General features: G+C 66.9%; 12 protein-coding genes and 1 pseudogene. 5 read left to right on the top strand and 8 right to left on the bottom strand.

Annotation, left to right across the window (positions count from 1 at the left end):
- The first annotated feature begins 1 nt into the window (after position 1).
- The 4 genes from ACWEKM_RS13255 (at position 2) to ACWEKM_RS13270 (ending at position 3,025) form a co-directional block, all read left to right on the top strand.
- Positions 2 to 280 carry a hypothetical protein gene (locus tag ACWEKM_RS13255; protein WP_451621331.1) on the top strand — a complete coding sequence of 93 codons (279 nt, stop codon included), beginning with the start codon at positions 2 to 4 and terminating at the stop codon, positions 278 to 280.
- A gap of 96 nt (positions 281 to 376) precedes the next feature.
- Entirely contained in the window at positions 377 to 1,204 is an 828-nt protein-coding gene (locus ACWEKM_RS13260; protein ID WP_451621278.1) for an IclR family transcriptional regulator, read from the top strand.
- A gap of 91 nt (positions 1,205 to 1,295) precedes the next feature.
- The gene (locus ACWEKM_RS13265; protein ID WP_451621279.1) at positions 1,296 to 2,156 is read left to right on the top strand and encodes a fumarylacetoacetate hydrolase family protein; all 861 of its coding nucleotides are present in this window, start codon (positions 1,296 to 1,298) and stop codon (positions 2,154 to 2,156) included.
- Between the two features lie 128 nt (positions 2,157 to 2,284).
- Entirely contained in the window at positions 2,285 to 3,025 is a 741-nt protein-coding gene (locus tag ACWEKM_RS13270; protein WP_451621280.1) for an SDR family NAD(P)-dependent oxidoreductase, read from the top strand.
- 19 nt (positions 3,026 to 3,044) lie between these two features.
- On the opposite strand, the pseudogene ACWEKM_RS13275 reads toward ACWEKM_RS13270, so the two are convergent.
- The 5 genes and pseudogenes from ACWEKM_RS13275 to ACWEKM_RS13295 form a co-directional block, all read right to left on the bottom strand.
- A pseudogene (locus ACWEKM_RS13275) lies at positions 3,045 to 3,179 on the bottom strand (ISAzo13-like element transposase-related protein); the annotation flags it as partial.
- A gap of 68 nt (positions 3,180 to 3,247) precedes the next feature.
- Positions 3,248 to 4,006: an SDR family NAD(P)-dependent oxidoreductase gene (locus ACWEKM_RS13280; RefSeq protein ID WP_451621281.1), complete on the bottom strand. Its 759-nt coding sequence runs from the start codon at positions 4,004 to 4,006 to the stop codon at positions 3,248 to 3,250.
- 20 nt (positions 4,007 to 4,026) lie between these two features.
- Positions 4,027 to 4,809: an amidohydrolase family protein gene (locus ACWEKM_RS13285; protein WP_451621282.1), complete on the bottom strand. Its 783-nt coding sequence runs from the start codon at positions 4,807 to 4,809 to the stop codon at positions 4,027 to 4,029.
- Positions 4,810 to 4,921: 112 nt separating this feature from the next.
- Positions 4,922 to 5,965: an alpha/beta hydrolase gene (locus ACWEKM_RS13290; RefSeq protein WP_451621283.1), complete on the bottom strand. Its 1,044-nt coding sequence runs from the start codon at positions 5,963 to 5,965 to the stop codon at positions 4,922 to 4,924.
- A gap of 37 nt (positions 5,966 to 6,002) precedes the next feature.
- Positions 6,003 to 9,482 carry a right-handed parallel beta-helix repeat-containing protein gene (locus ACWEKM_RS13295; protein ID WP_451621284.1) on the bottom strand — a complete coding sequence of 1,160 codons (3,480 nt, stop codon included), beginning with the start codon at positions 9,480 to 9,482 and terminating at the stop codon, positions 6,003 to 6,005.
- Between the two features lie 285 nt (positions 9,483 to 9,767).
- Here ACWEKM_RS13295 and ACWEKM_RS13300 point away from each other — a divergent pair, with 285 nt between their 5' ends.
- Complete coding sequence (locus ACWEKM_RS13300) at positions 9,768 to 10,529, top strand: FadR/GntR family transcriptional regulator (protein WP_451621285.1); 762 nt, start codon at positions 9,768 to 9,770, stop codon at positions 10,527 to 10,529.
- A 63-nt stretch (positions 10,530 to 10,592) separates the two neighbouring features.
- On the opposite strand, the gene ACWEKM_RS13305 is transcribed toward ACWEKM_RS13300, so the two are convergent.
- From ACWEKM_RS13305 to ACWEKM_RS13315, 3 genes are read right to left on the bottom strand one after another with little or no spacing between them, the layout of a single operon-like run.
- The gene (locus ACWEKM_RS13305; RefSeq protein ID WP_451621286.1) at positions 10,593 to 11,399 is read right to left on the bottom strand and encodes an SMP-30/gluconolactonase/LRE family protein; all 807 of its coding nucleotides are present in this window, start codon (positions 11,397 to 11,399) and stop codon (positions 10,593 to 10,595) included.
- 58 nt (positions 11,400 to 11,457) lie between these two features.
- On the bottom strand, positions 11,458 to 12,273 hold the full coding sequence (locus ACWEKM_RS13310; RefSeq protein WP_451621287.1) for an SDR family NAD(P)-dependent oxidoreductase: 816 nt from the start codon (positions 12,271 to 12,273) through the stop codon (positions 11,458 to 11,460).
- Entirely contained in the window at positions 12,270 to 13,283 is a 1,014-nt protein-coding gene (locus tag ACWEKM_RS13315; protein ID WP_451621332.1) for a hypothetical protein, read from the bottom strand. The genes ACWEKM_RS13310 and ACWEKM_RS13315 overlap by 4 nt, the downstream gene beginning before the upstream one ends.
- Positions 13,284 to 13,417: the final 134 nt, after the last annotated feature.

Below are 13,417 nucleotides of genomic sequence, written 5' to 3' on the forward strand. Positions count from 1 at the left end.
CGTGATCACGTTCGGTGCCCAGCCCGATGCCCAATTCGTCGATCATGACGGAGAAGCCTGTGACGAGCGACTGGTTGGCGGCAATACCGACTGCGGCCACGCGCAGGCCGTCGTAGTGGTCTGCGGCTCGGCCGAGCGGGTCGTCGGTGAGTCGCAGATGCCGACGGAAGAGGTCTTTGACCAGTATGGCGTCGCCGCCGCATCGTGTGTTCCGGCCAGCAGACGGCCCGTGAATGCCTCGTCCAGTACGCCGCGGCGCATCCAGGCCCGGTGGATGTAGGCGTTGCGGTCCTGACCCGCGTACCACTGTGCGTTGCGGAGCTTCACACACGGCTCTTTTCATTAGTCGGTATGTCGGTCTACAGTTTGGAACACGATGGAGCATACGCAGACGTTCGACGGATCAGCAGACCCTACGGATGAGAAGAACGCCGACCGCGGCGACACTCACCGCTTGGTGGGGTCCGACCGGGTGCTGGCTGTACTGAAGGAACTCGCCCGTCACCCCGACGGCGTGGGACTTGAGGAGATGACTCAGGCGATCGGGGCGCCGAAGCCGACGGTGCACCGGGCGCTCGGGGCCCTGCGCCGGGCCGGCCTCGCCGACCAGGACGGACGCGGCCGTTATCTGCTGGGCGACGAGTTCATTCGTATGGCGTTCGCCCACCACGAGGCCCGCCCGGAACACGTACGCATCAGCCCTCTGCTGGACGCTCTGGCCACCCGGTTCGGCGAAACCGCTCACTACGCAGTCCTCGACGGCCGCGAGGTCGTCTATCGCGCCAAGGTCGACCCTGCCAGCGGCGCGGTGCGGCTCACCTCCACCGTCGGCGGCCGCAACCCGGCACACTCCACTGCCGTCGGCAAGCTGCTGCTCGCGCACCGGCTGCCCACCCTGGAGACGGTCCGGGACTGGGCGGGGGCCGACCCGCTCCCCCGCCGCACAGCACAGACCCGGTGCACAGCCGAAGACCTGCACCAGGAACTCGAACTCACCCGGGAACGCGGGTACGCCGTCGACGACCAGGAGAACGAAAGGGGCGTCAACTGCGTCGCGTTGCCCCTCTACACGGCAGCACCGCACCTTCCCACGGGCGCGATCAGCGTGAGCGCCGTGGCCTACCGCACCCCGCTCAGCACCCTGACGGATGCCGTCGAGGAGATCCGGGGTCTGCTGGGCGTCCTGGGAGCGCCTCGCCCGTGACCCACGCCGTTGCGGTCACCGCGGCGGCCGAACTCCCGCCACCTGTTCGCTCGGTCCGATCCGACCCGCCACCACCCTGGAGAACTGTCCCGTGTACCTCATGCGTATCGGCGCCCCTGGCGCCGAGAAGCCCGTCGCCCGTATCGACGCCGACAGCTACATCGACCTGTCCGACGTGGTCACCGACTTCGACGAGGCATTCTTCGGCTCCGGCGGCATCGACCGCCTCCGTCCCGTCGTGGCCCAGCGCGCCGCCACCGGTCAGGTGTCCCGCTTCGCCGGAGAGCGGATCGGCGCACCGATCGCCAGGCCGCACCAGATCCTGTGCATCGGCCTGAACTACCGTGACCACGCGGCCGAGACCGGGCAGGCCGTGCCCGACGAGCCGATCCTGTTCACCAAGTCGCCCAACACCCTGATCGGCCCGGACGACGACGTACGCATCCCCCGCGGCTCCACCAAGCCGGACTGGGAAGTGGAGCTGGGCATCGTCATCGGCAGGCGCACCAGCTATCTGGACTCCATGGACGAGGCCCGCGACGCCATCGCCGGCTATCTGGTCGTCAACGACGTCAGCGAGCGCGCCTTCCAGATGGAGCGCGGCGGGCAGTGGGCCAAGGGCAAGTCCGCCGAGACCTTCAATCCCGCCGGTCCCTGGCTCGCCACCCCCGACGAGATCGACGACATCCTCGCCCTGGACATGTGGCTGGACATCAACGGTGTACGCCGCCAGAACGGCAGCACCAAGACGATGATCTTCGACCCGTACTTCATCGTGCACCACCTCAGCCAGTTCCTCGTCCTCGAACCGGGCGACCTGATCAACACCGGGACCCCGCCCGGCGTCGGCATGGGCTGCAACCCGCCGGTATGGCTGCAGCCCGGCGATGTCATGGAACTGGGCATTCAGCAGCTCGGCAGCCAGCGGCAGCACGTACTCGGACCACGGTGAACCACGCACGCATGCGCGCGTTCGTCCTGACGGCACCCGGCACCCACCATCAGGGCATATGCCGAAAGCCGGACCCGGCCCGAAAAGATCCACGTCAATCCGCGATTGTCCTGACCTAGGAGCATGCTGTGACTGAATTCGACGGCCTCGCCGCACTCGTGACGGGTGGGAGCAGCGGAATCGGAGCCGCCACCGCCACCCTCCTGCGCGACAAGGGCGCACAGGTCGCGGTCCTGGATCTGCGTACCGAGGGAGCTCCCGCCGGCGTGACGGCCCTTCGCTGCGACATCACCGACCGACACGCGGTCGATACCGCCGTCGCCCAGGTCGCGGATCGCTTCGGGGGTCTCGACGTCCTGGTCAACAACGCCGGCATCGGCGCGGTGGGTGCCATTGACGCCAACGACGACACCCAGTGGGCCCGCGTCCTCGATGTGAACGTCACCGGCATCGCCCGGACGACGACAGCCTCGCTGCCGCACCTGCGGCGCTCACCGCACGCGGTGGTGATCAACCTCTGCTCGGCCGCCGCGTTCATCGGCATACCTCAAAGAGCGCTCTACAGCGCCAGCAAGGGCGCGGTCCATGCGCTCACTCTCGCCATGGCCGCCGACCACGCCGCAGACGGGATCCGCGTCAACGCCGTGGCCCCCGGCACCGCCGACACTCCCTGGGTCGCGCGCCTGCTCGACAACGCGGAGGACCCGGAGGCGACAGCCGAGGCGCTCCGGGCACGGCAGCCGTTGGGCCGCCTGGTGACCGCCGAGGAGGTAGCGCACGCCGTCGTCTCGCTCGCTTCTCCGCACGCGGGATCCACCACCGGCACGATCCACCGTGTCGACGGGGGCATGACCAACATTCGCCTGTGACCAGCCGAATCGCGCATCTGGGGTAGGAGCCCGGGTCCAGTTCGGCGCGGACGCGCAGTCCGATGCGAGTGGTCGTCGCGGCGATGGTCTGCACGACGACCTCGTGGCTGGTGAGGGGCCGACCGCGCCAGTTCATGGTGATCGCGGAGAAGACCACCCCAACGGACCCTCGCCCGACTCCAGTTCGGCCACACCTCGCGAGACCGTGCCCGGCGCATCACACTAGTTGAAGACCGTCGCCGTGAACTGTGGATTCGCGATCCGCATGCCACCGTCGAGGACGACCGATGAGCCGGTCATCCACGACGCCTCCGCCGAAGCAAGGAATGTGACCAGGTTGGCGACGTCGGCCGGCGTTCCCACCCGCCGAAGCGGAAAGATCTCTCGGAGCCGCTCAAGCATCGACGGATCGCGTTCGAGCCTGGCCAGCCACGCCGGAGTCGCGATCGTCCCCAGGACCACGGAGTTCGCCCGAATGCCGTCGATCCCGTGGCGGGCGGCGACCGAACGGATCAGGGCTTCCAGTCCCGCTTTGGCCGCCGAGTACGCCGGCGAGCCGTAGTCCTCGTGGGCGTTCACGGATGAGATCGCAACCAGTACGCCGGAGCGCCGGGGTCGCATCGCCGTCACCGCCGCGCCGAACAGGCCGAAGTTCGCGGACAGGTTGATCGCCACGTCCTCCTGCAATGTTTCTTCGGCCACGCAGTCGATGTCCCCGTCCGTTGCCCGGCCGGCGTTGGCGACCACGACATCCACGCGTCCATGAGTCGCCAGTGCGGCATCGATGATGTGCCGGCCGGCACCGGGCGCGGCGAGGTCGGCACGGATCTCGGTCACACGATCGGAAGCGCCGCTACCGACAGGAAACTCCCGATCGGAAGCCACTACATGTGCCCCCTCCTCGACGAACCGCGAAACGATGATCGAGCCGATTCCCCCGGCCGCACCGGTCACGACCACTACTTGGTCGGCAAACCGCATCTTTGTTGATCCTTCCAGTTCTATGTTCTGGCGAGTCCGCGAATCAGGCTTCCCGACCGCCTGTCCAGGTGAAGCACCCCGTCGTCGATGACCGATTCGCCGTCGACGACGACATGGACGATTCCGGCCGCGGGCCGGGTGGTGTCGCGGTATGTCGCGAGATCGGTGACGGTCAATGGGTCGAGCACCACGATGTCGGCGTCGCAGCCGACCTGCAGACGTCCTTTCCGTCTCATCGCGGGGACGGATGCCTCAAGCAGTCGGGCAGGCAGGATCGTCGCCCGTTCGAGGACCGTCATGAGATCAGTGCCGCCGCGGCGATGGAGCAATCGGATCGCCTTGGCGAAGGTGCCCGCGGTACGCGGATGCGTCATGTGGTCGGCGCGGGGGGGCCAGGTTTCCTCCGTGCCCGGTTGCGTGCCGGTCAGCGGCATGGCGTCGCTGGCGATCAATCCGGCGGGAAAGCTCACTGCGGCGAGCAGTTGCCCCATGTCGTCAGGGACATCCTCGTGCAGGCTGCCGACCAGAACCAGCCCACCCGGATCGGCACGCCGGATGCGATCGAGCTGCTCAGAATCCCCTATTCGTTCTCCCGTGGCGGCATAGGTGAGATCCGTGACGTGTAGGCCCCTGCGGGATGGATCGGAGGTCGCGTGCGTGCCGGCATGGCGTTGGAGGTCCTCGAATTCGCCCCTGGGCGCGACGCCGGACCGCACCTGCATCCGCGCCACGGCCCAGGAAGCCGAGTAGCCGAAGTGCGCGCTGCGGCCTTCGGCGGCCGCCTTCCGCGCTGCCGCTGACACTGGCAATGAGTACACGTCCGCCGGCGAAGACCGTGGTGCTGAGCAAGGTTCTCTCCAAGATGTGAGGTGCATCGTCAGGGCGGCGACCATCGGCCGTCGGACCTCACCTCAGTCATCCGCGCTCCTGCCCGCGCTCCTGCCCGACGATGCGACGCAGCCACGGTTCCACCGCCGCCTTCGCCGCACGGGACAGCGCGGCTCGGGGCGCGGAGGACACGAAGCCGTGGTACCCGCCCGGCCACACGTGCAGTTCGGCCGATCCCCCGGCGTCCCAGATTCGTGAGGCGTAGGCCACCGCCTCGTCGCGAAACGTCTCCGCCGAGCCGACGTCGATGAACGCCGGCGGCAGGCCCGACAGGTCGTCCGCACGAGCGGGCGCAGCGTAGGGCGATACATCGGCTCCGCCTCGTGCGGCCCCGAGCAAGGCTGTCCAGCCAACCTGGTTCGCCGACCGGTCCCACACGCCGAGCCCGTCCATCTGCCGAGCCGAGCGGGTGTCGTTGCGGTCGTCGAGCATGGGCCAGTGCAGAAGTTGACCAGCCGGCTTCGGACCGTCGAGGTCCCGGGCCAGCAAGGCGACCGCAGCGGCGAGCCCACCGCCTGCGCTGCCGCCGGCGACGACCACACGCTCCGGGTCGATTCCCAGTTCGTCGGCGTGCTCAACGGTCCACGCCAGGCCCGCATAGCAGTCGTCGACCGGCCCGGGATGCGGATGCTCCGGAGCCAGCCGGTATTCCACCGAAACGAGCGCCAACCCGAGCTCGGCAGCGACGTCGAGCGCCAATGGAGCGAGGCTTCGCGATCGGCTGGTGCCGGCCAGCATGCCGCCGCCGTGGATGAAGTAGATCGCGGGCACAGGCGCGGTGGCCGCCGTTGGCAAGCAGATGAGCAACGAGATGTCGTCCCCGTCTGCCGGACCGGGCACTACCCGTTCGGATACGGCAAACGTCCCGTCGACGCTCAGTTCCTCGTCGGTCAGGTCGGCAACACCGGCCATGGCCTTACGGTGCCACATCAGCGGATTGCTGACCGCAAGGGCTGACTTGGCTCCAGCAGCGGCCTCCAGCACCGTCGCCAGCTCCGGATCGAACGGGACCGGCGGCCCGATGCCGGGCTCGTTGAATGTCGCAGCGGCCTGTCTTATGTCTGACCGCACGGGGAATCCTTCCGTCCAGCGGTGTAGGTGAGTCAGGTCAGGGTGTTGTCAGCACGACGTCGGCGCAGTTGGCCTCGGCGACCAACGCCGCATCGGCGAAGATGCCGATTCCCACGCGCAGGTCAGGTCCCATGGGTACCGTGACGCTGCCCATCTTCGTCCAGGCGCCGCCCTGCCCCAGATAGGCGGTGAACACGTCGCCCTGCTTTGCCAGTCGTAGCTCGACCGGGAACGCGGCGGACGGGAAGGCCATGTACCAGGAGTTCGGATTGTCGGCATTGCGGTACTGCACGACGAGGCTGCCGCCTTGCTGGGTACGCCAGTTGACCTCGTTGGCCGAGTCCGAGTCTCCGTCGCGGACAAGCAGTCCGAAGCCCGCGTACTGGCCTGCCGTGCCGCTCTGGAACGTGGCGGTGACGGTGACATCGGTGGTTCCGGAGATGTCCTGGTGCAGGAAGGTGCAGTCGTCGGTGTTGTTCCAGATGTTGGCGCCGTCGCCGGCGACCCACCACACACCGTTCTGACAGGTCGCGGCCCCCTGAGTGGGAACGGTTCCGCCGTGCACCGTGTGCCCGAGGTTCGTCACGCTCCATCCCTCGGGTATGTTCGCTTGAGCGGGGGCGACGATGATCCCCCAGCCGGCGTCGGCGCTGATCCCGTCCTGGACAGCGGTTGCGGTGATGACCGCGACGCCCTTCGCCACGGGCGTCACGGTGCCGGCCTGGTCCACGGTGGCAACGGTCGGATCCGACGTGCTGAACTGCAGGTCCTGCGGCGCGATGTCGGCCGGGTCCCCGTTGGTAAGTGTGCCGGTGACGGCCAGCGTCAGCCGGTCGCTGCCGACGGTCAGCAGGTGCGTGCCGGCCGTGGCGGTGATCGTCGCGAGCAGGGCGGTGCGTACGGGGACTTGGACGATGCCCGTGTGAGTCATGCCGCCGTGGCGCGCCTGGACGCTGAGGCGCGCGAGACCGGCAGTCAGTCCGGTGGCGGTGTCGCCGGAACCGGTCTTCGCTACCCGGGGATTCAAGGATTTCAGTGTGTGTGCCGGGAAGACGTTGACGTACTGGCCGGAGAGCATGTCACCCATGGCCCAGACCTTGAGGCTGTCGCCGATGGCGATGGCCGATTTGGTGGAGTGCGCGGTGACGTCCTGGAAGCCGTCGCCCGAGACTGAGGCAAGCAGGCTGTCGGCCAGTGTGACCAGGCCGGTGGCAGCGCTCCGCGAACATGTCCGGTGTGCGGCCGCGTTCTTGGTCACGGTCACGAACCTCGCCAGAGCAGCTGCTGCGGCTCTCCGGTTGTCGCCTGCGAGCGCGTTGCGGACGTTGTTGAGGATCTCGTAGAGCCGTCGGCTCGTACCCTCGCCGATGTCATCGGTGCCCTTGAAGGCCGCTACCAGGTCGGCCAGTCTCTGGAACACACCGTCGTTGGAGAACCGCCCCACCAGGCCGGCCGGCATGACGGCGAAATCGGGAATATTCACGAGGATTGCCGAGTCGCTTCGGAGGTAATGGCGGGAACCGTCGATGTTCACGAGCCCGATGGCGGTGGAGCTGGTGACCCAGTTGTCTTCGATGCTGGTGTACTTGATCGCATCGGCTGAGTACGACGAAGGGCCTGATGCGGCGATCACCGTGCGGATCAGGGTGTTGTGCTTCATCAGCGTCGGGTCGTCGTCGGTGATGGTGAGCAACGCCGGATAGCGGGAGGCCCACGGCTCCTGTTTGTACGGGACCTGCTGAAGCGACTGATGGAGGGCGGGGAGCAGGTCCGGGCCGATGCCGGTCATCCAGATCGGCCGGCCGCAATCGATGATCAGGTTGTTGTCCACGACGGTGTTGCGGCTGCCGTGCAGGAGGACGGGTGTGGCGACGCGTTCGAAGACATTGCCGTAGATGTACGTTCCGCCAGAGCCGTCGTCCAGGTAGATTCCGGCCTGGGTGCCGTCGGATGGTGGCAGCTGAGACGGGCTGTTGTTGATGTCGTGGAAGTAGTTGTAGCGGAACACGTTTCCTTGGACCGACCAGTCCCGGCCGGTGTAGACGGCACTGGCGTCCTGCGTGTCGGTGACCACGTGGTGGATCTCGTTGTACTCGAAGATGTGGTCGTTGCCGTAGAACATGATCGCTATGTGGGGGGAATCGTAGATCTCGTTGTGGGCTATGCGGTTCCCCACGCCGAGGACGTGCACTGCGGGCGAGTCGTCCACCTGCCATTGGCTGAACGCGTGGATCCGGTTGTTCTCGACGTAGCTGTCGCCTGGCGTCAAGGTGGCGCGGTCGCCGGAGTCGATGACGACGCCGCCGATGCCGGTGTCGTGGATCTCGCAGTCGGTGACACCGTTGCGGTATCCGCCCGCGAACAGTACGGCGCGGCCGCCGAGGAATGCGAAGGTGCAGGCGCGTGCGAGGTTGTCGCTGCCTTTGGTGCTGGAGATCGCCGTGCCACGCGACTCGCCGAAGGTGAGGTTTTCGAAGGTCACATGGTCGACGGAGTCCATCGCGACCAGCGGTGTCTCGAGCTGGGTCAGGCTCACGCTTGCCGACTCGAGGTCGGCCGGCGGGTAGAGGTAGAGCAATCCGGTGCTTCGGTCGAGATACCACTCCCCTGGAGAGTCCAGTTCCTCCAGGACGTTGAAGTAGTAGTAGCGCGCGCCGCGCACTGCGCCGTAGCCCGTGCCGAACGCGCAGGTGAGCGTAGAAGTGGACGGGTCCACGGCCGCGATCCGGAGATCCTCGAACGACCAGGTGTACTTCGGGTACGAGAAGATCCAGGTATCGTCGACACTTCTCCAGTGGTTCGGACGGTCGTCGGTGTACCGGAACTGCAGCGGCTGTCCGGACGTCCCGTCGTCGACGATCTCGCCCATCGTCGTGTATCCGGACTGCGGCCAGCGGGCCAAGGTCATCCATGCGCCGTTCAGGACGAGTTGGGGTGGCGGAACGGGGACGGTCCCGGGGTAGATGCTGATCCCCCAGCCGCCGACCATGGTTCCGTAGTCGCTGATTCCCTGGTCCGGCAGCGAGACCTGCCGCACTTTGTCCCGCGCGCTCGGCGCCAGCCGTGACATCACGGCCGGATCCGTGACCGGTGCGAACGCCTTGCCGTCGAGAACCTTGCTGCCGACGATCTCGACGACTTCGCCGTGGTGACCGCGATAGACGATCGGTGCCCCTGCGGAGCCGGAGTCCTGTGTCCCCAGCGTGAAGGTCGAGGACCGTTCGTGCCGACCGCCGCGGAGATACACGGTCACGCCCCCGGCCGGCAACCTGGACCTCGACTTCAGCGCGCGGATCGCGTCGCGCGCCGCCTCCAGTGTCGCGAACGGGGCGTTCCGTGTGCCGTCGTTGCTGTCCGCGCCCGTGGGCGAAACGTAGAAAGTGAGGCTCGGTGTCACACCGGCATGACGAGACCGGTCCTGGTCGACCGTCGGCACGGTGACCCCCGCAGCGGAGAGTCCGGCGCCCTTGAGTACGGTGCGTCGACTTACCAGAGGACCTGCTGTCGTCGAATCCATGGTGGGCTTTTCCCTTGGCTCGGTGGGTGTCGACCGGCGACATACGCGCAGGACTTGGCGAAGAGAATGTTTAGCAGTTATTGTGGCCGCAAGGCGCTGTGCGCAGGCGGAAAACTGTGAGACACACAGTCGCCCGTTCGTGTTCGACTGTCAAGAGTGGCGCTATGGATTGGCCGCACCAGGCGAAGTCCCGCAGCAACCGGCTCCTTGAATAACTACCAGAAGCAAAACACCAACTGATCATAGATGCTAGTCTTCCCCCATGAGTTGGTGGAGAGGGGTCCAATGAGGTCGCTGGAGAGTCCCGAGGGGAGCGAAGCGTCCCGGGACGACGGATACACTCCGGGTTATGTCCGCGCGGCCCGACAGATCCTGAATTTGATCGAGCGCGACGGCCTGTCGCCCGGGGACCGGCTGCCTGCGGAGAACGAACTGGCGCGGACCCTCGGCTTCAGCCACACCGTCACCCGCGAGGCGGTGAAGGTGTTGTCGGCGGTCGGCAAGATCAGCGCGCAAAAGGGCCGGGGTCTCTACGTCGCGAACAACCCCGTCATGTTCCACGACGTGGAGCCTCGCTACATCCCTTTGGACGTCGAGGACGTCACGGCGCTGTTCGAGTACCGGCGCCTGCTGGAGGCGGAGCTCGCCGAGTTCGCCGCGGCCCGGGCGACTCCTTCGGAGATGCGGGCGATCAAGGAGGCACTTGACGCGTACTGGGCCGCCCTGGAGCGGAACGAGTTCACCGCGAACGCCGAGGCCGACGAGGCGTTCCATGCGGCGGTGGCCGACGCGGCGCACAACAAGTTCCTGCGCGCGTCCGCAGCGAACGTACGCGGCCTGGTCAGCCAGTCGGCGGCGATGGTGCTCCAGCACGTCATCGCGGGTCGGCACCATGACGCGGCGCGGGAACATCAGGCCATATACGACGCGATTCAGCACGGCGACGGACCGGCCGCGCGTACCGCCGCCGTCGCTCACATCGACCGCACCCTGGTGGATGTCCGCAAGGAGATCTTGCGGCGGGTGTCCGGGCATCCCGCGGAGTGATTGCGCGGGATGCCCGGTGCGCCGCGTTGCCACACCCCTCATTGCAGTTGGACCGGACAGCAGTCAGCAGCCCGCTTCTTCCGGAGTGAAGTCAGGGAAGTTCAAGGTGGCACCGGTCATTCCGCAGTGAACCTCCACCAGGGTCTGGCCATGCAGGTTCGCGGCCACGAGCCGATCAAGCCGGTCCCCGAAGAAGGCAACGCCAGTCGGCGCGGAGAGGGTCAATCCGGTCCAGTCGGACACCAGCAGTTCCACTGTGGAGCCGTCCCAGACGTATAGCGCATCGGGGCGATAGCAGCAGATCAAGAGGCGGCCGTCGGCGGCGAAGGCGATGCCGTCGGGCACGGTATTCGGTGTCTCGACAACAACCTCGCGCGCGCCGAGGCGACCGCCCTCAAGGAGGGGAAACCTGCTGACGCAGGGAACCGACGACTCGGCGACATAGAGATGGCGGCCGTCCGGATCGAGGGCGATGCCGTTCGCGAAGCCACGGGCCTCGTCGCTCGCGACCCGGACCTCGCCCTGGGTGGTTCTCGCGAATATCAGGCTGTTGTTCGCGCCCCAGTCACCGGAGTCGGAGAAGAAGAGCGTTCCGTCTGCCGTGAATGTCGCCATGTTCGGTACTCGGACCTCGGTTTCGGCGAATCCGGTCGTGATGTCGTCGACGGTGCCTGATCCCGGGTCGACGCGCAGGACCGCATGGCGGCCCATGTCGCAGACGTAGAGACGGTCCGCTGCGTCGAAGGCCAGGCCCAGCACAAAGCCTCTGGTGTCTGCGACCTTGCTGACCGTGCCGGACGACGGGTCGACCGCATAGATCTGTCCGGCCTCTCCCCCGGCGGCGAGCCAACCCTGACGGGACCACGCCACCGCTTCCGGGTGATCGAGTCCGGTGGCCAGTACGGATAGGTCTACAGTCATGTCCTTTCTACCTTTCCCCTTGACGGGCGCCGGCCTGTCGGAAGTCTGCGAGAAGGGTCGGGTCGGGTTCGTACCGGTAGCACCGCGCGGTAGCAGCCCCGTCGACGGCGATGCATTGACCGGAGAGGAAGGAGCTCTCGTCCGACAGGAGGAAGGCGACGACCGAGGCGATCTCCGACGGCTCGCCCAGCCGGTCCAGCGGGTGCAGCGCCGACATGTCCCGCTCCTCGTGTTCGGGGTCTCGGGAGTTGGCGATGACGTCACGGACCATCTCGGTGCGGATCGCACCCGGAGCAATGGCGTTGGCGCGCACGCCGATCGACCCGTATTCGACGGCGATGTAGCGGGTCAACGCGTCGATGCCGCCCTTGACCATGTCGTACGCGGCCCACCCGTTGAAGGCCGCGCGTCCGTGGATCGACGACATGTTGACGATCGAGCCGGGCGCGCCCTGGTCGAGGAAGGTCTGCACCGCGACACATGAACCCCAGAAGTGGCTCATCATGTTGATGTCGACGACGGCATGCACATCCGCTGCGTCGGCTTGGTGCAGCATCCCGCGCAACGCGACTCCGACGTTGTTCACCCAGCCGGCCAGTGGCGCGAGCCCCCGGGCCACTTGAGCCGCGTGTTGCAGCGCGTCGCGGTCGCGGACATCCGCGGTCAGGATCTCTCCACGGTCGCCGATCGCGGAAGAAGTTGCTGCGGCCTTGTCCGGGTTCGCCTCGACGCCGACCACTCGGTAACCGTCGTCGGCCAGGCGCTCGATGGTCGCTCGGCCGATTCCGGCGCCGCATCCGGTCACTACAGCGCTTCTGCTCATCGCTCGTCCTCGCGTTCGGTGTCGCCGCGGCCGATGCGGACCAAGTCTTCTGGCCGCGCGAAGCCGGGCTGCTTGTAGATGAACCATGACGTCGACAGCGGGCTGTCTTCGTCGTCGTCATAGAGCAGGGGACGCAGGGGGTGGCCGTAGTCCTCTGCCGGCCAGTGCTCCAGGAACAGGCTGCAATGGGTGCAGTACCAGGGGACGCCGACCTTTCCCCAACTCCAGGGTTGCGGGGTGCGGTTGACGCCGGTCGTCGGCCAGGGCCTGCCATCGGTTTCCGGATCACCGTAGCGGAGCATCCCACCGGTGCCACAGACCGCGAACTGCATCCGGTAGCGATCGCCGTCGTCGAAGACCTCGAACGCTCCGTCGCGCAGCGGCCCGCCGAAGTGGGTTCGCATACCCTCGCAGGAGAGATGCAACTTCTCCTCGGGGGTCAGGTCGTTCCACGAGCGGTAGCGGTCGCGCCAGATCGTTTCGTAGGCGCCACGCATCGCCTCGATGGGTGTGTGTTCGCCTTCCCGTTCGTCGAGGGCCGTCAGCAGGTCTTGGATGAACCGCACGGTCTCGTCGTTGATCGTCTTGAATATGAGGCGAGTCCTGTCCAACGCCGCACCCGCCTCTGCGACCTCGCCTTCCGCGACTGCGGTGATTGCCTCCGCGTGCAGCTTCCCGCCTACGGCGTGGAATGCCTCCCAGACGTGCTTGCCCGGGACCCGGAGCACGGTCTCCAGCTCAGGCACCTGCATTCGGCTTACGGTGTGCTCCAGCAGCTGGCGGAGCCAACCGTTCAGCACACTGTCGAAGAGGATGGCGAATTCTTCTGCCATGTACTCGGCGAGGGCTACGGCTACGTCCGGTTGGCCCTGCTTCAACGCCTCCAGGACGAGGCGTTGTGTGGGTATCCCGAGCTGCCAGTACGGATCCTGCCGGATCCGGCGGCCGAAGGTCTCGGAATACCGCAACACGTGGACGTCGAGGGCGAAATCCGGGTCGGGAGGAGTCATCGGTTCTCCGTAAGTTGTTACGCGGCCCGGGAGGGCCGGGCGTGGCTGATCGGTTCTTGCCAGTCGTGGCTTGCCAGGAGTGGCCGCCCGGCTCTCCGGGGCGCCCTGGTCGCTGCCGACGTCTTCCCCATGCT

It is taken from the genome of Streptomyces sp. NPDC004752 (genome assembly GCF_053601275.1).

Coding starts and splice junctions, on each gene's coding strand:
- ACWEKM_RS13260 (WP_451621278.1), top strand. CDS start 377: ATGGAGCATACGCAGACGTTCGACGGATCAGCAGACCCTACGGATGAG.
- ACWEKM_RS13280 (WP_451621281.1), bottom strand. CDS start 4,006: ATGCGGTTTGCCGACCAAGTAGTGGTCGTGACCGGTGCGGCCGGGGGA.
- ACWEKM_RS13295 (WP_451621284.1), bottom strand. CDS start 9,482: ATGGATTCGACGACAGCAGGTCCTCTGGTAAGTCGACGCACCGTACTC.
- ACWEKM_RS13300 (WP_451621285.1), top strand. CDS start 9,768: ATGAGGTCGCTGGAGAGTCCCGAGGGGAGCGAAGCGTCCCGGGACGAC.
- ACWEKM_RS13310 (WP_451621287.1), bottom strand. CDS start 12,273: ATGAGCAGAAGCGCTGTAGTGACCGGATGCGGCGCCGGAATCGGCCGA.
- ACWEKM_RS13315 (WP_451621332.1), bottom strand. CDS start 13,283: ATGACTCCTCCCGACCCGGATTTCGCCCTCGACGTCCACGTGTTGCGG.